This is a genomic window from Flavimobilis sp. BM9 (genome assembly GCF_058313055.1).
Window position 1 is genome coordinate 25735 of sequence record NZ_JBZEMO010000006.1, and the last position, 20590, is coordinate 46324.

At 72.0% G+C, this 20590-nt stretch carries 16 protein-coding genes; 11 read left to right on the top strand and 5 right to left on the bottom strand.

Annotated elements, in window-relative coordinates:
• Window positions 1-59 precede the first annotated feature (59 nt).
• From AC4F3Q_RS11355 to AC4F3Q_RS11380, 6 genes are all read left to right on the top strand, one after another.
• A complete protein-coding gene (locus AC4F3Q_RS11355; RefSeq protein WP_491040056.1) occupies window positions 60-593 on the top strand; it encodes a YceD family protein in 534 nt (177 codons plus the stop codon).
• Window positions 590-1291: a ribonuclease III gene (gene rnc, locus AC4F3Q_RS11360; protein WP_491040057.1), complete on the top strand. Its 702-nt coding sequence runs from the start codon at window positions 590-592 to the stop codon at window positions 1289-1291. The genes AC4F3Q_RS11355 and rnc overlap by 4 nt, the downstream gene beginning before the upstream one ends.
• Window positions 1284-2222 (top strand): bifunctional DNA-formamidopyrimidine glycosylase/DNA-(apurinic or apyrimidinic site) lyase, encoded by a 939-nt coding sequence (gene mutM / locus AC4F3Q_RS11365; protein WP_491040058.1) that lies wholly within the window; start codon window positions 1284-1286, stop codon window positions 2220-2222. Before rnc ends, mutM begins: the two co-directional genes overlap by 8 nt.
• A gap of 63 nt (window positions 2223-2285) precedes the next feature.
• Window positions 2286-2957, top strand: a complete 672-nt coding sequence (locus AC4F3Q_RS11370; protein ID WP_491040059.1) for a response regulator — start codon at window positions 2286-2288, stop codon at window positions 2955-2957.
• Window positions 2958-2986: 29 nt separating this feature from the next.
• A complete protein-coding gene (locus tag AC4F3Q_RS11375; protein WP_491040060.1) occupies window positions 2987-4408 on the top strand; it encodes a dipeptidase in 1422 nt (473 codons plus the stop codon).
• A gap of 140 nt (window positions 4409-4548) precedes the next feature.
• The gene (locus tag AC4F3Q_RS11380; RefSeq protein ID WP_491040061.1) at window positions 4549-4923 is read left to right on the top strand and encodes a hypothetical protein; all 375 of its coding nucleotides are present in this window, start codon (window positions 4549-4551) and stop codon (window positions 4921-4923) included.
• Window positions 4924-4935: 12 nt separating this feature from the next.
• Here the strand turns inward: AC4F3Q_RS11380 and AC4F3Q_RS11385 are convergent, their stop codons facing one another.
• Genes AC4F3Q_RS11385 through AC4F3Q_RS11405 form a run of 5 tightly spaced genes read right to left on the bottom strand, consistent with a single transcriptional unit; the run spans window position 4936 to window position 12782 of the window.
• A complete protein-coding gene (locus AC4F3Q_RS11385; protein ID WP_491040062.1) occupies window positions 4936-6642 on the bottom strand; it encodes a sensor histidine kinase in 1707 nt (568 codons plus the stop codon).
• Window positions 6639-8426, bottom strand: coding sequence for a thiol reductant ABC exporter subunit CydC (gene cydC, locus AC4F3Q_RS11390; protein WP_491040063.1), 1788 nt, complete (start codon window positions 8424-8426; stop codon window positions 6639-6641). The genes AC4F3Q_RS11385 and cydC overlap by 4 nt, the downstream gene beginning before the upstream one ends.
• A complete protein-coding gene (gene cydD, locus AC4F3Q_RS11395; RefSeq protein ID WP_491040064.1) occupies window positions 8423-10159 on the bottom strand; it encodes a thiol reductant ABC exporter subunit CydD in 1737 nt (578 codons plus the stop codon). Before cydD ends, cydC begins: the two co-directional genes overlap by 4 nt.
• 13 nt (window positions 10160-10172) lie before the next feature.
• Window positions 10173-11210, bottom strand: coding sequence for a cytochrome d ubiquinol oxidase subunit II (gene cydB / locus AC4F3Q_RS11400; RefSeq protein WP_491040065.1), 1038 nt, complete (start codon window positions 11208-11210; stop codon window positions 10173-10175).
• A 30-nt stretch (window positions 11211-11240) separates the two neighbouring features.
• Window positions 11241-12782 carry a cytochrome ubiquinol oxidase subunit I gene (locus tag AC4F3Q_RS11405; protein WP_491040066.1) on the bottom strand — a complete coding sequence of 514 codons (1542 nt, stop codon included), beginning with the start codon at window positions 12780-12782 and terminating at the stop codon, window positions 11241-11243.
• Window positions 12783-13235: 453 nt separating this feature from the next.
• On the opposite strand from AC4F3Q_RS11405, the gene AC4F3Q_RS11410 reads away from it, so the two are divergent.
• From AC4F3Q_RS11410 to proB, 5 genes are all read left to right on the top strand, one after another.
• Window positions 13236-16664 (top strand): Rne/Rng family ribonuclease, encoded by a 3429-nt coding sequence (locus AC4F3Q_RS11410; protein ID WP_491040067.1) that lies wholly within the window; start codon window positions 13236-13238, stop codon window positions 16662-16664.
• Window positions 16665-16936: 272 nt separating this feature from the next.
• Window positions 16937-17245 (top strand): 50S ribosomal protein L21, encoded by a 309-nt coding sequence (rplU, locus tag AC4F3Q_RS11415; RefSeq protein ID WP_219810427.1) that lies wholly within the window; start codon window positions 16937-16939, stop codon window positions 17243-17245.
• Between the two features lie 71 nt (window positions 17246-17316).
• The gene (gene rpmA / locus AC4F3Q_RS11420; RefSeq protein WP_098458801.1) at window positions 17317-17571 is read left to right on the top strand and encodes a 50S ribosomal protein L27; all 255 of its coding nucleotides are present in this window, start codon (window positions 17317-17319) and stop codon (window positions 17569-17571) included.
• A gap of 81 nt (window positions 17572-17652) precedes the next feature.
• The gene (gene obgE / locus AC4F3Q_RS11425) at window positions 17653-19173 is read left to right on the top strand and encodes a GTPase ObgE (RefSeq protein ID WP_491040068.1); all 1521 of its coding nucleotides are present in this window, start codon (window positions 17653-17655) and stop codon (window positions 19171-19173) included.
• 211 nt (window positions 19174-19384) lie between these two features.
• Window positions 19385-20518: a glutamate 5-kinase gene (gene proB / locus AC4F3Q_RS11430; RefSeq protein WP_491040245.1), complete on the top strand. Its 1134-nt coding sequence runs from the start codon at window positions 19385-19387 to the stop codon at window positions 20516-20518.
• Window positions 20519-20590 lie beyond the last annotated feature (72 nt).

Sequence of the window (20590 nt, forward strand, 5' to 3'; positions counted from 1 at the left end):
CTGACCGTCGATCCCCCTGGGTCGTCGACGTTCACGACCTGTCGCACCGTCCCGGGTCGATGCGCACCCTGACACGGACCGTCCCTGCTCCTGCCGAGCTCGGCAGCGGTGTCATCGGGGTGCCGGAGGGCGACGAGCTTGAGCTCGACCTGCGTCTCGAGTCGGTCATGGAGGGCGTCCTCGTGACGGGCACGGTGATCGGCGAGGCTGTCGGCGAGTGCGTGCGTTGCCTCGACGAGGTCCGCCAGGACCTCGACACGGAGCTCACCGAGCTGTTCGTCTACCCGGAGCGCGCGGCGGCGGCCGCAGCGGAGGGGGACGACGAGGAGGCCGACGAGGTCTTCGAGGTCCGCGACGAGCTGCTCGACCTCGAGCCTGTCGTGCGCGACGCCGTCGTCATGTCGCTGCCGTTCCGCCCGTTGTGCCAGCCTGACTGCCGCGGACTGTGCTCCGAGTGCGGCGTGCGCTTGAGCGACCCGGGCAACGAGGATCACCACCACGAGTCGATCGACCCGCGCTGGAAGGCGCTCCAGGGCCTGCCCGCGCTCGGCGAGGAGGGCGAGGGGAGCGACGCCGAGGAGACGGACCGGTGAGCGTCACCGCCCGCCCCACTCCTGCCCAGCTCGCGGAGACCCTCGGGGTCGAGCTCGACCCGGACATCCTGGTGCTCGCGCTGACGCACCGCAGCTTTGCTCACGAGGCGGGCGGCATCCCGACGAACGAGCGACTCGAGTTCCTCGGGGACTCGGTCCTCGGCGTCGTGGCGACCGAGGCGCTCTACCGCCGCTTCCCGGACCTGCCCGAGGGTGAGCTCGCGAAGATGCGGTCGGCGGTCGTGTCGCAGCGCGCGCTCGCCGAGGTGGCGCGGACGCTCGACCTGGGCTCGTACATCCTCCTGGGCAAGGGGGAGACGCGGACGGGCGGCGCCGACAAGGACTCGATCCTCTCGGACACGGTCGAGGCGATCATCGGCGCGGTGTACCTGAGCCACGGCCTCGAGACCGCGCGGACGTTCGTGCACTCGCTCGTCGACCCGCTGCTCGCGACCGCTGCTGGTCTCGGCGCGGGACTCGACTGGAAGACGAGCCTGCAGGAGGCGGCCGCGGAGCAGGCGCTCGGCGTCCCGCACTACGAGTCCGTCGCCGAGGGGCCCGACCATGCGCGCGTGTTCACGTCGCGCGTCCGGCTGAGCGGCGAGGTGCGGGGGATCGGCACCGGGTCGGCGAAGAAGCACGCCGAGCAGCAGGCTGCCGAGGCGGCCTACCGCTGGCTCACCGGGCAGGATGCCTGAGCTTCCCGAGGTCGAGACGGTCCGGGACGGGGTCGCGCGGCACGTCGTCGGCGGTCGCGTCAGCGACGTGCAGGTGTTCCGGGACTACTCCGTGCGCCGGCACGTCGGTGGCCCGGTGGATCTCGCGGCCCGCCTCGACGGCACGCGGCTCGACGGCGCGGTGCGCCGGGGCAAGTACCTCTGGGTGCCGCTGTCCGCCGGGACGGAGCCGACGGGGGAGGCGCTGCTGGTCCACCTCGGCATGAGCGGCCAGCTCCTCGTGGCTCACGCGGACGACGGTGCGCCTGCGCATCGGCACCTGCGGGTCCGCATGCGGGTCGAGATGCCTGACGGCGACGTGCGGCACCTCGACTTCGTCGACCAGCGCACGTTCGGCCACCTCGCGGTCGAGGAGCTCGTCCCGACGAGCGACGGGCGTCCCGGCGGGCTCGGGACGGACGTCGCAGCGCTGCCACGCTCGGTCGCGCACGTCGGGCGCGACCTGCTGGACCCGAGCCTCGACGAGAGCGACCTGGCGGCTCTCGTGGCGCAGGTGCGGCGTCGGACGAGCGGGATCAAGCGCATCTTGCTCGACCAGACCGTGACGTCCGGCGTCGGGAACATCTACGCGGACGAGGCGCTGTGGCGTGCCCGCGTGCACCCCGAGCGGCGCGGCGACGCGCTGCGGCCCGGGCAGGTGCGGGACGTCCTCGACTCGGCTCACGCTGTCATGTCCGCGGCGCTCCGGGCCGGCGGGACGAGCTTCGACTCGCTCTACGTGAACGTCAACGGCGAGTCCGGGTACTTCTCCCGCAGCCTCGAGGCGTACGGCCGTGCGGGCCAGCCCTGCTCGCGCTGCGGTACGCCGATCGAGCGGATGAGCTTCATGAACCGTTCCTCGCACGTGTGCCCGCGCTGCCAGCCTCGTCCGCGGGGCGTGCACCCCGCCTGATCTGCTCGGCGTGTGCCGTGCGCCGCGGCATGAGCCGCGGCGAAGGATCGGTACCATAGTCCTATGCGAGCGACCAACGCCCCTGAGCCGAGCGCCGGACCGATCACCGTCATGATCGTCGACGACCACGAGGTGGTCCGTCGTGGGATCGCCGAGGTGGTCGACCGGTCTGAAGGTCTCAGCGTCGTCGCTGAGGCCGGGTCGGTCGCGGAGGGTCAGCGCCGCGCGGCGCTCGTCCAGCCCCAAGTGATCCTCGTCGACCTGCAGCTCCCCGACGGGACGGGCATCGACCTGATCCGCCGCCTGGCCGCGTCCGGGTCGTCGGCCCGCGCGATCGTGCTCACGTCGTTCGACGACGACCGCGCGCTCGCCGAGGCGCTCGACGCGGGCGCCGCTGCGTACCTCCTCAAGAGCGTGCGCGGTGCTGAGATCTCCGACGTCATCCACGCTGTCGCCGCGGGCCGCGTCCTGCTCGACGAGCGCACCGTCACGCGCCGCCGCGCCGAGCACGAGGACCCGACCGCGGACCTCACGCCGAGCGAGCTGCGCGTCGTCGACCTCATCGGCGAGGGCCTGTCGAACCGCGAGATCGCGGAGAGGCTCTCCGTCGCTGAGAAGACCGTGAAGAACCACATCACCTCGCTCCTCGCGAAGATGGGGCTGCAGCGACGCACGCAGGTCGCCGCGTGGGCCGCCGGTCGCAAGAACCGCGAGTGGTCGACCGACCCCCACTGACCTGCAGCACCACGACGAGAGGCACGACCGTGAGCGACTCCACGCCCGACCTGACCAGCACCACGTCGGCGGGCGGGGACGTCGCCCGGCTGCGCACCGCCGTCGAGCGGCACATGCCGCGCGGTCTCGCGGAGCTGGCGGAGCTCGTCGCGATCCCGTCGATCGCCGACCCGCAGGTGGTCCCGCCCGAGCGCTGCACGGAGGCCGCGCTGTGGGTGCGTGACGCGCTGCGCGACCTCGGCATCGATTCCGAGCTCGTCCCGACGCCGGACGGCACTGACGCGGTCATCGGCTACCGCGAGGGACCGGCCGGCGCTCCGACGGTCCTGCTGTATGCGCACTACGACGTCCAGCCGCCTCTCGACGAGGCCGCGTGGACCACGCCGCCGTTCGAGCTGACCGAGCGCGACGGCCGTCTCTACGGGCGCGGCGCCGCGGACTGCAAGGGCAACATCGTCGCCCATCTCACCGCGCTGCGCGCCCTGCGCGACGAGGCCGAGGCCGCGGGCACGGAAGGCTATCCTGTGACGCTGCGCGTCGTCGTCGAGGGCTCGGAGGAGCAGGGCACCGGCGGCCTCGAGCAGTACCTGCTCGCGCACCCCGACGACCTCCCGGCCGACGTCGTGCTCGTCGCTGACGCAGGCAACGTCGCCGAGGGCGTCCCGACGCTCACGACGTCGCTGCGCGGCTCCGCCGACATCGACGTCGAGGTTCGCACGCTCGCAGGCCCGCTGCACTCGGGACAGTACGGCGGCGCCGCACCCGACCCGCTCGCCGCGCTCATCGCGATGCTCGCGAGCCTGCGCGACGTCGACGGTGTCGTCACGGTCGACGGCCTCGACGCGAGCGGTACGTGGGACGGCGCGCAGTATGACCCTGAGGTGTTCCGCACGGACGCGAGCATCCTCGAGGGGGTCGCGATCACGGGCCGCGGCAGCGTGAGCGACACCCTGTGGGCGCGTCCCGCGCTCACGGTCACCGGCATCGACGGCCCGCGCGTCGTCGGCGCCGTCAACGCCGTCCAGGCGAGCGCTCGCGCGCACCTCAACCTCCGCGTCCCGCCGGGCACCGACCCGGCCTTGGCGCAAGACCTCCTCGTCGCGCACCTCGAGCGGCGCGTGCCGTGGGGCGCACACCTGACGATCGACCGCGACGCCCCCGGCAAGCCGTTCAGCGCCCGCACCGACGGCCCCGCGTTCGCGGTGCTCGGGCAGGCGCTCGCCGACGCGTTCGGCGTCGACTCGACCGTGACCGCCGGCGAGGGCGGGTCTATCCCGCTGTGCTCCGTGTTCCAGGAGGTCAACCCCGACGCGGAGATCGTGCTCATGGGATGCGAGGAGCCCGCAGCCCTGATCCACGCGCCCAACGAGAGCGTGTCCCCGCGCGAGATCGAGCACCTCGCCCTCGGTGAGGCGCTGTTCCTCACGCGACTGGGGGCCGCGACCGCCTGAACGGTGACCGTCTGCCGCTGAGCAGCTCGCGCAGCCACGGACGTCCACCCGCGCCCTGCTAGCCTCGGGGGCACGACGACGACCGCGCAACCGACCGACCTCGTCGCGCAACCGGTCGAGGAACAGCTCCAGGGGGAGTCATGCGTGCAGGTGCCATCGTTGCAGCGGCAGCGGTGCTCCTGGTGGCGTCGTGCGGGCTCGACGGCGCCGACGAGGGCCTCGCGACGTACGAGAGGACCGGTAGCGGCGGTCACGCTGCACTGCTCTCGGGCACGCTGACCCTCACTGACGGATGCCTCTACGTCGTCGACGAGTTCGGCGCGAGCTGGGTCCCGGTCTTCCCTCGGGGCGAGGCCCGCGTGCGCGACGGCGAGCTCACCTACGCCAACCGGACCGTCCCGATCGGGCAGGTCGCCGAGCTCGGCGGTGGTCAGTTCTCCGGCACGAACCCTGACGTGGACTGGGACGTGCCCGAAAGCTGCCGCACCGAGCAGATGTGGATCGTGTCGAGCTGACCTGCCGACGCGTCAGCCGAGCGGCGCCTGCCATCGGATGACGGTGCCGGCGCCCTCAGGGTTGGGCGTGATCTCGAACGTCCCGCCGTGCTGACGAGCGCGCGCCGCGAGGTTCCCCGTGCCCGATCGGCGCCCGGACACCGACGCGAGGCCGACGCCGTCGTCGGTGACCGTCACGACGACCTCGCCGGGCAGGATGACGCCCGGCAGCACGTCCGGGTGGGTGCTCGTGACGTCGACGGTGACCTGGACCGACGACGCGTGCGCATGCCTCGCCGCGTTCGCGAGACCCTCGCGCACGACCGCGACGACGTCGTCCGCGAGACCGTCCGTCACGAGGTCGTCGATGACCGACTCGTCGACCTGGAGCCCTTCCGTGTGCTCCGACCCGATGACGTGCCCGTCGAGCGTGATGACCATCGACGGAGCAAAGCTCAGGCCCGTGCGCGCGAGCGACGCCTCGCGCCGCAGCCGCTCGACGACGCTCGTCGCAGCGTCCGGGTCGCGCAGCGCGTGGACGATCGCGCGGATCTGTCGCACGGTCGAGTCGACGTTGTCGAGCGACTCCTCGACGATGCTCACGAGCTCGGTCGCGTCCACGCCCCGTGCGGCACGACGGCGCACCGTCTCGAGCTGCATCCCCGTCGCGAAGAGCTGCTGGATCGCGAGGTCGTGGAGGTCGCGCGCGATGCGGTCACGCTCGCCCGCGAGCTCGGCCTCCGCCTGCGACTGTCGCGCCGACGCGAGGATCATCGCGATCGCTGCCTGGCCCGCGAAGGTCTCCGCGGTCGCGAGGTCCGTCTCGTCGAACGGTTCCGCGCCGATCTGGCGCAGCAGCACGAGCACACCGACCGGGTCCTCGACGGTGCCCATCGGCGCGTAGAGAGCAGGACCGAAGCGACGCATGACAGGCACGCGGATGCCGGGTGCGGTCGACAGGTCGAGCAGGGTGCCCCACCCGGACGCGAGGGCAGTCCCCGCGACGCCGTCGGGCGGCACCTCCGTGCCGATGATGTCCTGTGCGGACCATCCCTCGGCGAACTCGATGAACAGCCGCCCCCGCACGCCAGGGAGGATCAGCGCGGCCGTGTCCGCACCCGAGATGTAGCGCGACGTCGAGACGATCTCCTGGAGGACCTCTTCCTCGTCCTTCTCGCCCGACAGCAGCAGGGTCGTCAGCTCCTGACCGGCACGCAGCCAGCGCTCCCGGCGCGCCGCGAGGTCGTAGAGCTGAGCGTTCTCGACCGCGACGCTCGCGGCAGCGGCGAGCGCCATGACGATCCGCGAGTCGTCCTCGGTGAAGCCGCCCGGCTTCTCCGCGAGGTAGAGGTGCCCGTAGACGGAGTCGCCGACGCGGATCGCCGCACCGAGGAACTGGTGCATAGGAGGGTGGCCGGGAGGGAAGCCCTTGAACGCGGGGTCCTTCATGAGGTCGAACAGGACGAGCGTCCCCTGTGCGGGGATCGTCGACAGGACGCCGTGGTGACCCGGCGGGTGCTCGAGCTGCGCGGCGGTGCGCTCGTCGATGCCGACCTGGACGAACGTCGTCGACTGGTCGTTCTTGTCCGTGACGTTGATCGCCGCGTACGGCGCTCCGGTCAGGCGTGAGCACGTCTCGACGAAGGTCTGGAGCACGTCGGGCAGCTCGAGGTTGGCTGCGAGGGCCAGGACGGCGTCGAGCACCTCCTGCTCGGTGCGGCGTGGTTCGGTGACGCTCATGCGGTGGGGCTCCCGTGCTCCTGGGCGGGCCGGTTGGCGGCCTGCTCGTGGTCGTAGGCCCCACGGTACGCAGGATCGTGGTGGAGGAGGTACTCGTGGGTGCCGCGCCGGGCGACGTGCGCGACACCGTCAGGTCGGCGCTCGAGGACGAGCACCTCGTCGGCCGCCTCGAGCCCGGAGAGGCGGTGGGTCGCGAGGATGACCCCGCGGCCGTCGGCGACGAGCCGGGGGAGCACCTCGGCGAAGAGGGACCGTGCCGCGGCGTCGTCCATGTGCTCGGCGGGCTCGTCGACCGCGACGAGCGGCGCCTCGGTGAGCAGTGCGCGGGCGAGGAGGAGGCGGCGTCGTTCGCCGCCCGAGACGGTAGCGCCGCCGGGGCCGAGGTCGGTGTCGAGCCCGCCGGGCAGGCCTGCGAGCCACGCGTCGAGGCCGACAGCCCCGAGTGCCGCGCGTGCCTCGTCCGGGGTGACGTCGCCGCGGGCGACACGCAGGTTCTCGAGGAGGGTCGTGCGGAAGATGTGGGCGTCCTCGGGCGTCACGGCGACGTCGCTGCGGCGGGTCACGAGGTCGCCGCCCTGGGGCGGTACGTGGCCGGCGAGGGTCAGGAGGGTCGTGGTCTTGCCGACGCCGCTCGGCCCGACGAGCGCGACGAGGCGGCCGGGGGCGAGGTCGACGTCGAGGGCCGCGAGGACCGGGCCGTGCCCGGGCCAGCCGACGGTGACGCCGCGCGCGCTGATCCGGACGGGGCCTCCGGTGAGGGGAGCGGCCGATGCCACGGGTGCGTCGGCGGCTGGCGCGTCAGCCGCGCCGTCGAGCAGCTCGAGGATGCGCGCCGCGGCCTCGCGCGAGCGGAGCACCTGGACCGCCGCGGCGGGCAGGACGCTCGTCGCCTCGAACATGGCGAGCGGGGCGAGGACGACGACGGCGAGCTCGACCGGGGCGAGCGTGCCCGCCCCGACGGCGGGGACACCGAGCAGGATCGCGCCGAGGACCGCGACGCCGAGCGCGGCGTTCGCGAGCGCGGCGCTCGTCGCGAGCGGGCGTGCCCCGCGGTCGACCGCCGCGGCGAGGTCGTCCTCGGCCGCCTGGAGACGCGCGAGCTGCGCGGGGAGCTGTCCCGAGACGCGCAGGGCTGCGGAGTCCTCGAGGACGGTGAGCGCGGCGTCAGACATCTCAGCGCGCGCGGCCGCAGACGCGACCTCGGTCGCGCGCGTCGCGCGCGCGGTGAGCCATGGGGACAGGACGCCCGCGACGAGCAGGCACACGAGCAGCACGACGGCGGCCGACGGGAGGAAGGCCGCGACGAGCGCGACCGACCCGATGTCGAGGACGGTGGCGACGCCTGCGGGGACGAGGGCCCGCACGACGACGTCGCCGACCGAGTCGACGTCCGCACCGACGCGCGCCAGCAGGTCGCCGCGCCTCAGTGCTGCGACCGCGTCGAGCCTGCCGGCGGCGAGCCGCTCGTAGACGGTCGTGCGGAGGTTTGCCATGCCGCGCAGTGCCACCTCGTGCGACGCGAGGCGCTCGAGGTAGCGGAACACGCCGCGGGAGATGCCGAACGCGCGCACGGACACGGTCGCGACGGACAGGGTGAGCACGGGCGGCATCTGCGACGCGCGCGCGATGAGCCACGCGGAGACGGCGGCGAGCGCCACGGCGGAGCCGAGGGCGAGGCTGCCGAGCAGGACGGCGCTGACGACCCTGCGCCGGTCGACGTCGAGCAGGGCGATCGCGCGGCGCAGCACGTCGGGGCGCACGGGAGCGCTGGCGGGGGCGCTCACGGGGTCACCTCCGTGCGAGCGTCGAGCGATCGTGCGCTGACCTCGACGACGTCGTCGGCAAGGTCGACGAGCGCGGCGCGGTGCGCGACGACGAGGACGGCACGCCCGGCGTCGCGCATCGTGGCGACCGCGTCGAGGACCTGCTGCTCGGAGAGCGCGTCGAGGTGTGCGGTCGGCTCGTCGAGGACGACGACCGGTCTGTCGTCGACGAGGGCGCGCGTGAGGATCACGCGTTGACGCTGGCCGAGGCTCAGGCCGATCCCGCCGGTGCCGACGCGCGTGCGCCAGCCTGCGGGCAGGGTGGCGACGACGTCGTCGAGGCCGGTGAGCCGGGCGGCGGCGAGCTCTCCGGGGGACGGGTCGCCGTCCTTGGCTTCGTGGGCCGCGAGGGGCGTGGTGCCACGGACGGCGTCGATGATCGTGCCGGGGGTGAGGAGGGCGCGCTGCGGCACCCATGCGACCTGGCGGTGCCAGGCGGCGAGGTCGAGGTCGTCGAGCGAGGTCTCGGTGCGCCGGCCGTCGCCGTCGGACGTGCGGACCGTCACGGTCCCGGCGTCGACCGGCTCGAGCCCCAGCAGGGCGAGCACGGCGGTCGACTTCCCGGCCCCGTTGGGGCCGACGAGGGCGACGACCCGGCCGGGGACGACGTCGAGGTCGAGATGGTCCGGCGCGACGACGTCGCGGCCTGGCGCTCGCACGCTCACGCCGTCGAGCCGGACGCCGGCGAACGTGCCGCCGTCGAACGGGTCAGCTGTGCCACGGTGGTCGGGCCGGGCGTCGGGGGACTCGATGACGGCAAACGCAGCATCGGCTGCGGCCAGGCCGTCGGTCGACGCGTGGAAGTGCAGGCCGACCTGGCGCAGCGGGAGGAACACCTCGGGGGCGAGCACGATGACGACGAGGCCCGTCTGCAGGTCGAAGCCGCCGTCGACGAGGCGCAGACCGACCGAGACCGCGACGACCGCGACGCACAGCGTCGTCAGCAGCTCGAGCACCATCCCGGAGAGGAACGCGACGCGCAGCGTGCCCATCGTCGCGCGGCGGTGCGCGTCGCCGAGGGCCCGCACGCGGGCGGCCGGGCCCTTCTCGCGACCGAGGGCGCGCAGCGTGGGCAGGCCTGCGACGAGGTCGAGGACCTGCGAGCCGAGTCGCTGCATCGTGGCGAGCCGACGGTCCGAGACGCCCTGGGTGAGCTGGCCGACGAGGATCATGAAGATCGGCACGAGCGGGATCGTGCCGAGGATGATCACGCCGGCCACCCAGTCGTGCCACCAGACGACGACGAGCGTCGCCGGGGTGAGCGTCGCCGCGAGGAGCAGCTGGGGAAGGTAGCGCACGAAGTACGGTTCGAGGTCCTCGAGCCCGCGCGTCGCGAGGGTGACGGTCGCGGGGCCGTCGCCGCCCGCGAGCCAGCGTGGCCCGCGGGCGACGGCTGCCCTGACGACCTGGCGGCGCAGGTCGATGATCGTGCGCGTAGCAGCGCGGTGCGCGAACCGCTCCTGGAGGTGGACCACGCCAGCCCGGGCTGCGACGACCGCGGCGAGCCATCCGACGAGGTCCCACGCCTCACCGAGCGGCCGCGCGGTCGAGACCGCCGGCGCGAGGATCGCAGCGATGAGGATCGCCTGGGCCACGACGAGCCCGGTCGTGGCGACGCCCGTCGCCGCCGTCAGCAGGACGTAGCGACGGGCGGGACGGGCGTGCCTGAGGAGTCGGGGGTCGAGCGGCTTCACAGGGTCGATGGAATCACGCGGAGGTGACGTCGTCGGTCTTCTTGAGGGAGAGGCCGATCGGCTCCGGGATGTGGGCGACCGTGATCCGCTTCTTGAAGACCCAGTACGTCCAGCCCTGGTAGAGCAGGACGACGGGTACGAGCGCGGCGGCGACCCAGGTCATGACCGTCAGCGTGTAGTTCGTCGAGCTTGCGTTGTCGACGTTGAGCGAGTTCGCCGGGTCGATCGCGGGCATGACGTCCGGGTACATCGACCCGAAGATCAGCACGACGGCCGCGACGATGCCGAGCGCGGAGAACAGGAATGCCAAGCCCTCGCGGTCCTTGGCGACCATGACGACGACGAGGACGAGGCTCACGGCGGCGACGGCCACAGCGGCCCAGGTCCACGCGACGGAGTAGGCGAGCTGCGCCCACACGGCCCACGTGCCGGCGGCCACGGTCGTGCCGATCGAGAAGCGCAGGCCGAGGGCGCGGGCACGCACGCGGATGTCGCCGTCGGTCTTCAGCGCGAGGAACACGGCGCCGTGCGTGAGGAACAGGCCGAGCGTGACGACGCCACCGAGGAGCGCGAACGGGTTCAGGAGCGAGAAGAAGCCGCCCGTGAACGTGTGCGACGCGTCCAGCTCGACGCCGCGCACGAGGTTCGCGAACGCGACGCCCCAGAGGATCGACGGGACCCACGAGCCGACGATGATCCCGCGGTCGCACCAGGCGGCCCAGCGGGTGTCCGCGATCTTGCCGCGGTACTCGAACGAGACGCCGCGGATGATGAGCGCGAGCAGGATCAGCAGCAGCGGGAGGTAGAACCCGGAGAACAGGGTCGCGTACCACTCGGGGAAGGCGGCGAACGTCGCGCCGCCTGCCGTGAGCAGCCACACCTCGTTGCCGTCCCAGACGGGACCGATGGTGTTGATGATCGCGCGCCGGTCCTTGTCCTTGCGGCCCAGGACGGGCAGCAGCATGCCCACGCCGAAGTCGAATCCCTCGAGGACGAGGTAGCCCGTCCACAGGACGGCGATGAGGATGAACCAGAGGTCGGGGAGGCCCATGATCGCTTCTTCTCTCGTTTCTCTGTCGGCTCAGTAGGCGAAGGACAGCGGAGCGTCCTCGTCCTTGTCGGGGTTCGCCTCGGGCGACTCGTCGTGGACCTCGGTCGGGACGCCCTCGATCGCGTAGCGGTGCATGAGCTTGCCCCAGACGACCGCGAGCGCGCCGTAGACGAGGGTGAAGGCGACGAGGGACGTGATGACCGTCCCGGGCCCGACGCCGTTCGAGACGCCGCGCCACGTCATCATCCAGACGCCGTCGACACCGCTCGGGTTCGGGTTGGGGTAGACGACCCAGGGCTGGCGGCCCATCTCGGTGAAGATCCAGCCGAACGCGGAGGCGAGGAACGGGGCCGGGATGGCGACGAGCGCGAGGCGCTTGATCCACTTCGAGTCGGTGACGCCGCCCTTGCGGGTGACCCACAGGCCGGCGAGCGCGAGCGCTGCGGAGAACACGCCGAATCCGATCATGAGGCGGAAGGACCAGTAGGTGACGGCGAGGTTGGGGATGTAGCTGAGCTCCTGGTCGGCCGTGCCGTCCGTGGGGGCGTCGACGCCGACGATCTCGGAGTGCTCGCCGCGGGTGGCGCCGAACTTCTGCGCCATCTCGTCCTGGATCTGGATCGTTCCCTTGATCTCGGCGTCGAACGTGTTCGTCGCGAGGAAGGACGTGAGGTTCGGCAGCGCGATGATGTGCTTGACGCTCGCGCAGTCGCCGTTGAGGTTGCCGACCGTCAGGATCGAGAAGTCGGCGCCCTTCTCGCTGTGGCAGAGGCCCTCGGCGGCAGCCATCTTGGCGGGCTGCTGGTCGAACATGAGCTGTGCCTGCCAGTGGCCGGTGAAGGCGACACCGACGCCGGCGACGAGCATGACCCACATGCCCAGGCGCAGGCCGGAGCGGTAGACGGTCTTCGCGAGGGTGATGTTCTCGGCCTTCTTCGAACGGACGAGGCGGACCATCCACCAGGCACTGATCCCGGCCACGAACGTTCCGGCGGTGACGAAGGCGGCAGTGATCGTGTGCGGGAACGCTGCGAGCACGGTGTTGTTGGTCAGCACCGCCCAGATGTCGACGAGCTCGGCGCGGCCGGTCTCCTCGTTGAAGATCGAGCCGACGGGGTGCTGCATCCACGAGTTGGCGGCGAGGATGAAGTAGGCGGAGAGGTTGGTCGCGAGGGCGACGGCCCAGATGCACGCGAGGTGGATCTTCTTGGGGAGGCGGCCCCACCCGAAGATCCACAGGCCGAGGAACGTCGACTCGACGAAGAACGCGGCGAGGGCTTCCATGGCGAGCGGGGCACCGAAGACGTCACCGACGAACCGCGAGTACTCGCTCCAGTTCATGCCGAACTGGAACTCCTGGACGATGCCGGTCACGACTCCGATCGCGAAGTTGATCAGCAGGAGCTTGCCGAAGAACTTGGTGAGCTTGAGCCACTTCTCGTCCCCGGTCCGGACCCAGGCGGTCTGCAGGCCGGCCACGAGCGGCGAGAGGCCGATCGTGAGCGGGACGAAGATGAAGTGGTAGACGGTCGTGATGCCGAACTGCCACCTGCCGAGATCGAGTACGTCCACTGGTCTTCCTTGGTCCGGTTCCGAGGTGCACAAGTAGTCACGAGGTGACGCACTGTCGTGACAAGTCGAACCTAGGACCTCGGTACTAGACGGGCCAGGACCTAGGTCCCGAAAGAGCTGCCGTTGTGAGTCGCGTCGCTTCCCGGGCGCGGAGGGGGCGTTGTGAGATACTTGCGGCAGCGGGGGCCCGTCACACCACGGACCTCTGCGACGAGCTCGCAGCAGGCACCGGTCCACCGATCGGTCCGCGAGGCGCGGGATCGGCGTGAGACGCCGTCCTCGACGCCCCTGGACCCGTCGTCGCGGAACGCAGCCGTCGACATCGACGCGCGACCGCCCCGACTGCGCTGCCGGGCCGTCTCGACGACTTCCGTCGCCGCCTGCGGGTGAGCGACGACCGAGCTTCTCGGGCCCGCCCGGTGTGTGGCGCAGCCTGGGGCAGGAGTACCACGAGTGAACCTCGACAACAGCACCGCGAACGCCGAGGGCTCGACCGAGCCCGTGAAGAAGACGCGTCGCCGCGTGGTGCGTTCGGCGGGCACCCCCGCCCCCGTGCAGAGCGAGACGGCGACGAGCGTAGCCGCGCCGGCCGCCGCGGCGACGGAGTCGACGACCGCGCCGCAGACGAAGACTCCCCGCACCCGCAAGGCCCGGCCCGTGACCGAGTCGCCCGCCGATCAAGCGACAGTCGCCGAGGCTCCCGCGGCTGAGGCCGAGGCTGCTGCGCCGAAGCGGCGCACCCGTGCGACCCGTGCGACTGCGCCCGCCGCGGCGACGGAAGGTGTCGCTCCCGAGCCCCTCGCCGGGGACGCAGGTACCGAGGCGCCCGCGCCGAAGAAGACGACGCGCAGCCGCCGCGCGACGAAGCCGGCCGCCGCGGCCGATGTCGTCGACGCTCCTGCTGAGAAGACGACCGAGATGCCCGCCGTCGAGGAGACCGCTGTCGAGAAGACCGCGCCCCGTGCTCGGCGCTCGAGCCGGGCGAAGGCTGTGCCCGCCGAGGCCCCGGCGGTCGACGCGACCACGGACGAGGCTCCCGAGAAGCCTGCGCGCCGGTCCCGCCGCGCGACCACGCCTCGCGTCGAGGAGGCGCCGACCGTGGCGCCGCAGGCCGAGACCGTTGCCGACGCGGCCGAGGAAGAGCCGGTCGTCGAGACCCGGCTCCCGATGACCGCCCTCCTGTTCCAGGCGCCGGACCCGACCAAGGGCCGAGCCCGTCGTCGTCGCGTGTCTGCTCCGGCGGGCCCGCCGGAAGCGATCGTCCCCGTCCCCGACGAGGAGTCCGACGAGGAGTCCGAGGAGATCGTCGACGCGGTCGTCGCCGAGGTCGAGACCGACCAGGACAACGCGGACGCGCCCGAGGTGGACGACGACGCCGAGACGGACGACGAGTCTGACGACGCCGAGCAGGGCGAGGACCAGGAGTCCGGCTCAGCGGGCGGCCAGCGCCGTCGCCGCCGTCGTGGTGGCCGTGGCCGCCGCCGCAGCTCCGCCCAGGGCGAGCAGGGCGACGAGACTGACACCGAAGCCTCCGACGAGAACGACGAGCCTGACGCCGAGCAGGGCGATGAGACCGACGCCGAGAAGCCTTCGGGCCGCTCGCGCAGCCGTTCGCGCCGCGGCTCGGGCCGTGCCGCCGAGACGACCGAGGCCGAGAGCGACACGGACGACGAGGACCAGGACGAGGACGAGGCAGGCGAGGACGCAGAGGGCGGCAGCTCGTCGAGCCGTCGCCGTCGCCGTCGCCGCCGCACCCCCGGTGCTCGTGACACGGAGTCGACCAGCGCGACGTCCTCGACCCGCGCACGTCGCGGCACGGGGGCCGACGAGGTCACCGCGCTCAAGGGCTCGACGCGTCTCGAGGCGAAGCGCCAGCGCCGCCGCGAGGGCCGTGACGCGGGCCGTCGTCGTCAGATCATCACCGAGGCCGAGTTCCTCGCCCGCCGCGAGTCCGTCGAGCGTTCGATGGTCGTGCGTGAGCGCGACGGCCGGACGCAGATCGCCGTGCTCGAGGACGGCGTGCTCGTCGAGCACTACGTCTCCCAGCAGGAGCAGGCCTCGATGGCTGGCAACGTGTACCTCGGTCGCGTGCAGAACGTGCTGCCGAGCATGGAGGCCGCGTTCATCGACGTCGGCAAGGGCCGCAACGCTGTCCTGTACGCCGGTGAGGTCAACTGGGACGCTGCGGGCCTCGAAGGTCAGCCGCGCCGCATCGAGCAGGCGCTCAAGTCGGGCGACTCGGTCCTCGTCCAGGTGACGAAGGACCCGATCGGCCACAAGGGCGCACGCCTCACGTCGCAGGTCACGCTCGCGGGCCGCTACCTCGTGTACGTCCCCGGTGGCGGCATGACGGGCATCTCCCGCAAGCTCCCCGACACTGAGCGCGCGCGCCTGAAGAAGATCCTCAAGGAGATCGTCCCCGACCACGCCGGCGTCATCGTCCGTACCGCCGCCGAGGGGGCGAGCGAGGACGAGCTGCGCGCCGACGTGACCCGCCTGCAGGACCAGTGGGCGAAGATCGAGAAGAAGGCGAAGACCGCCTCGGCGCCCGCCCTGCTGCAGGGTGAGCCCGACCTCGCGATCCGTGTCGTCCGCGACATCTTCAACGACGACTTCTCGTCGCTCGTCGTCCAGGGCGAGTCCGCGTGGGACGAGATCTCGAGCTATGTCGGCGAGCTCGCTCCCGACCTCGCCGAGCGTGTCACACGCTGGACGGGAGAGAAGGACGTCTTCGCGTCGCACCGCGTCGACGAGCAGCTCGCCAAGGGCATGGACCGCAAGGTCTGGCTCCCGTCGGGCGGCTCGCTCGTGATCGACCGCACCGAGGCGATGACCGTCGTCGACGTCAACACGGGCAAGTTCACCGGCTCTGGCGGCACGCTCGAGGAGACGGTGACCCGCAACAACCTCGAGGCCGCTGAGGAGATCGTCCGTCAGCTCCGTCTTCGGGACATCGGCGGGATCATCGTCATCGACTTCATCGACATGGTCCTCGAGTCCAACCGTGACCTCGTGCTGCGTCGTCTCGTCGAGTGCCTCGGCCGGGACCGGACGAAGCACCAGGTCGCGGAGGTCACGTCGCTCGGCCTCGTACAGATGACGCGCAAGCGCGTCGGGCAGGGCCTCGTCGAGGCCTTCAGCACGACGTGCGAGCACTGCAACGGCCGCGGCTTCCTCGTGCACGCCGAGCCCATCGAGAAGGGCAACGGCGGCCAGAACGGCGCCGGCCAGGACCGTCCCGAGGGCGAGTCCAAGCGGTCACGCCGCAAGCGCGGTGGTGGAGACAAGGACGAGTCCTCGTCGGCGGCCCCCGCGGTCCCCGTCCTCCCGAAGGAGGAGGCGCGCAAGGCCGTCAAGGAGACCCTCGCGACGATCGCTGCCGCCGCGGCGCACGCCCACGAGCACGACCACGCGGAGAAGCCGGCAGTCGAGGCTGAGCCCGCGGTGACGTCTGACGTCGAGGCTGCGCCGGTCGCAGCAGCCGTCTCGGAGCCCGTCGTGGCCGAGCCGGTCGCCACTGAGCCCGTTGCGGCTGAGCCCGTCGCCGCCGAGCCGAAGCGCCGTCGTCGTGCGGCGACCCGTCCGGCTGCTCCTGCAGTACAGGCCGAGGAGGGCGGGGCGGAGCCCGCTACCACGGACGCCCCGTCCGAGGCGCCGGTCCTCGACGTCCTCGCCGAGCTCGCCTCGGTGCGCCGGGACGCCGGCTCCGAGACGTCCGCCGCGCCCAGCGGCGACACGATCACGTCGGTCGACGACATCGCGGTCCCCGCGGGCCCGTCGTCAGAGCCTGCGACGACGGCGCCCAAGCGGCGCCGGGCCTCGTCGCGCGGGCGGTCGACGCGCGCCGCTGGCGCACCGAGCAGCAGCCCCAACGAGGGCTGAACGAGACGGAGCACCGGGGTCCTCAGGACCCCGGTGTGACGCCTCACACGGACAGATCGGCGCGTCGCACCTGGTGCGGGCGCTGACCTCGCGAGATGATGTGGGGGCGAGCGACGCCCCGAACGTCGTGGGGGAGTCGAGCAATTTGACCCCCCGCTCCAAGTTCCGTAACCTTGAACGTCGGCGCGTATTGGTTCGCGCCTGTTCCCGTGTGCTCCCGGATCCTTCCGGTGATGAGCACGCCGAGAAGACCTAGAGAGATGAGCAGCAACGTGGTGTACGCGATCGTCAAGGCTGGTGGCCGCCAGGAGAAGGTCTCTGTTGGTGACGTCGTCGTCGTCGACCGTCTCTCCGGCAAGTCCGGTGAGTCCGTTCAGTTGCCCGCACTCCTCCTTGTGGACGGTGAGAAGGTGACCTCCGACGCTGCGGCTCTGGCCAAGGTGACGGTGACCGCCGAGATCGTTCGGGACGAGAAGGGCCCGAAGATCGACATCCTCAAGTACAAGAACAAGACCGGCTACCGCAAGCGCATCGGCCACCGCCAGGCCCTCACGCGCCTCAAGGTCACCGGCATCAAGTGATCTTCCTCCGGGCCGCGTCTGAGCAGCCCGGAGCATGTCCTATTCGTTCAGCAAGAAGGTAGGTTGCCGTCATGGCACACAAGAAGGGTGCGAGCTCCTCTCGCAACGGTCGTGACTCCAACGCTCAGCGTCTTGGCGTCAAGCGCTTCGGTGGCCAGGTCGTCAAGGCCGGCGAGATCATCGTCCGCCAGCGCGGCACGCACTTCCACCCCGGCGTCAACGTCGGCCGTGGCAAGGACGACACGCTGTTCGCCCTCGAGGCCGGCGCCGTCAAGTTCGGCACCCGTCGTGGCCGCAAGGTCGTCGACATCGAGGCTGCTGCCTGATCGTCAGATCATCTTCGAGAGGGGCGTACCGGTACGGTGCGCCCCTCTCGCAATTTTCACCGCAAGCATTGAGGAACCCCCATGGCCAGCTTTGTCGACCGCGTCGTCCTTCACGCCTTCGGCGGTGACGGCGGCAACGGCTGTGCGTCGATCCGTCGAGAGAAGTTCAAGCCCCTCGCGGGACCGGACGGCGCCAACGGTGGCGACGGCGGGTCCGTCCGCCTGGTCGTCGACGCCCAGGTGACGACCCTGCTCGAGTACCACCACTCGCCGCACCGCCGCGCCGACAAGGGTGCGATGGGCATGGGGGACTACCGCCAGGGCGCCCACGGCCAGGACCTGGTGCTGCGCGTCCCCGACGGGACCGTCGTGAAGGATCTGGACGGCAACATCCTCGCGGACCTCGTCGGTGAGGGCGCGGAGTACGTCGTCGCCGCCGGCGGCCGCGGCGGCCTCGGCAACATGTCGCTCGCGTCGGCGAAGCGCAAGGCACCCGGCTTCGCGCTCCTCGGTGAGCCGGGCGACGAGGCAGACGTCGTCCTCGAGCTCAAGACGATCGCCGACGTCGCCCTCGTCGGATACCCGAGCGCTGGCAAGTCCTCGCTCATCGCGGCGATCTCAGCAGCACGCCCCAAGATCGCGGACTACCCGTTCACGACGCTCGTGCCGAACCTCGGCGTCGTCCAGGCGGGCGACTCCCGCTACACGGTCGCCGACGTGCCCGGCCTCATCCCCGGCGCGAGCGAGGGCAAGGGCCTCGGCCTCGAGTTCCTGCGCCACATCGAGCGGTGCGCCGTCCTCGTGCACGTCCTCGACTGCGCGACCCTCGAGCCCGGTCGTGACCCGATCTCGGACCTCGACGTCATCGAGGCCGAGCTGGCCGCCTACTCGGCGGACCTCGACATCGACGGCTCGCGTGTGCCGCTCGCCGAGCGCCCTCGCCTCGTCGTGCTCAACAAGATCGACGTCCCCGAGGCGCGCGAGCTCGCCGACTTCGTCACCGCCGAGCTCGAAGGGCGCGGCCTGCGCGTCTTCGAGATCTCCGCGGTGAGCCACGAGGGACTCAAGCAGCTCACGTTCGCGCTCGCCGAGCTCGTCGAGAAGGCGCGCCGCGAGGCGCCGGCTCCTGAGCCCGCCCGCATCGTGCTGCGCCCGAAGGCCGTCGACGACTCCGGCTTCAGCGTGACGCGCGTCGAGGAGGACGGTCAGGAGTACTTCCGCGTCACGGGCACCAAGCCCGTGCGCTGGGTGCGCCAGACCGACTTCAACAACGACGAGGCCGTCGGCTACCTTGCAGACCGGCTCGCACGCCTCGGCGTCGAGGAGGCGCTCCTCAAGGCAGGCGCCCGCGCCGGTGCCGAGGTCCTCATCGGCGCAGGCGACAACGCGGTCGTGTTCGACTGGGAGCCCACCCTCATGACGGGCGCCGAGCTCCTCACGGGCCCGCGAGGCACCGACCTGCGCCTCGAGGACCACTCGCGTCCGAGCCGCAACGAGAAGCGCGAGCGGTACCACGACCGCATGGACGCGAAGGCGGAGGCCCGCAGCGAGCTGTGGACCGAGCGCGAGGCGGGCAAGTGGACGGACGCCGCTGACGAGTGACCCTGCCTCGAGGGCGGCGCCGTTGAGCCCAACGGCGCCGTCCTCGTTCCCCCGCACGGCGCGGTCGTGGGACGCCGTCCGACCACGCCCGCGTGTGGTGGACAATGTGGGCGTGGTGAACGACCAGGTGGAGCACGACAGCCCCGACGTGCAGGACGACGACGCCTGCGGGCTCAGCGACGTCCGGCACGGCACCGACCAGCAGAGCGCCGTGCAGACGCGCGCCCAGATCGCTGACGCGCGCCGCGTCGTCGTGAAGATCGGTTCGTCCTCGCTCACGCGACCGGACGGCCACCTCTCGCTCGACGCGCTCGGGGCGCTCGTCGGTGTCATCGCGGAGCGGCGGCGTGCCGGTGTCGAGGTCGTCCTCGTGACGTCTGGCGCTGTCGCGGCCGCGCTGCTCCCGCTCGGCCTGACCACGCGCCCGCGCGACGTCGCGACGCAGCAGGCCGCTGCGTCCGTCGGGCAGGGACAGCTCATCGCTCGGTACACGGAGGCGTTCGCGTACCACGGCATCCGGGTGGGCCAGATCCTCCTGACCGCCGAGGACACGATCCGCCGGTCGCGCTACCGCAACGCGCAGCGCGCGCTCGAGCGCCTGCTCGCGCTCGGGGTGGTCCCGATCATCAACGAGAACGACGCGGTCACGACCGACGAGCTGCGGTTCGGGGACAACGACCGCCTCGCGGCGCTCGTGTCGCACCTCGTGCGCGCCGACGCGATGGTGCTGCTGACCGACGTCGACGGGCTCTACGACGCTCCGCCGTCCCGCCCGGGGGCGCGGCGCATCGCCGAGGTGCGCTCCGCAGCAGACCTCGCAGGTATCGAGGTCACGGGGCGCGGCTCGGCCGTCGGAACCGGCGGCATGCTCACGAAGCTCGACTCGGTGCGGATGGCGACGAGCTCGGGCATCCCCGTGGTCCTCACGGCCGCACCGCGCGTCCGCGAGGCGCTCGCCGGGGAGGACACGGGTACGTGGTTCTCGCCGTTCGGCAAGCGCGGCTCTGCGCGTGCGATGTGGCTCGCGCACGCGGCTCGCGCGCACGGTGTGCTGACGCTCGACGACGGCGCGGTGCGGGCGGTCGAGGGCGGCAAGGCATCGCTGCTCGCTGCGGGCGTCACGGCGGTGGACGGCGAGTTCGCCCCGGGGGACGTCGTCGAGCTGCACGACGGCGACGGGCGCGTGGTCGCTCGCGGCGTCGTGTCGTTCGGTTCGAGCGAGCTGCCTGCGCTGCTCGGGCGGACGACCGCCGAGCTACGGGAGAAGTTCGGCGAGGGATACGACCGCACGGTCGTGCACCGTGACGACCTCGTCGTCGTGCGACGCCGTCCGAGCAAGGCCTGACCCGCCGGGATCCCGCCGCGTCCGCGCGGTGGACCCCCTCTGCCGGGACACACGGGCGCGGACTAGGCTCGC

Coding starts and splice junctions, on each gene's coding strand:
- cydB (WP_491040065.1), bottom strand. CDS start 11,210: ATGGGCCTCCCCGACCTCTGGTTCATCCTCATCGCCGTCCTGTGGACG.
- obgE (WP_491040068.1), top strand. CDS start 17,653: ATGGCCAGCTTTGTCGACCGCGTCGTCCTTCACGCCTTCGGCGGTGAC.
- mutM (WP_491040058.1), top strand. CDS start 1,284: ATGCCTGAGCTTCCCGAGGTCGAGACGGTCCGGGACGGGGTCGCGCGG.
- rpmA (WP_098458801.1), top strand. CDS start 17,317: ATGGCACACAAGAAGGGTGCGAGCTCCTCTCGCAACGGTCGTGACTCC.
- AC4F3Q_RS11385 (WP_491040062.1), bottom strand. CDS start 6,642: ATGAGCGTCACCGAACCACGCCGCACCGAGCAGGAGGTGCTCGACGCC.
- AC4F3Q_RS11370 (WP_491040059.1), top strand. CDS start 2,286: ATGCGAGCGACCAACGCCCCTGAGCCGAGCGCCGGACCGATCACCGTC.
- AC4F3Q_RS11355 (WP_491040056.1), top strand. CDS start 60: ATGCGCACCCTGACACGGACCGTCCCTGCTCCTGCCGAGCTCGGCAGC.
- AC4F3Q_RS11380 (WP_491040061.1), top strand. CDS start 4,549: ATGCGTGCAGGTGCCATCGTTGCAGCGGCAGCGGTGCTCCTGGTGGCG.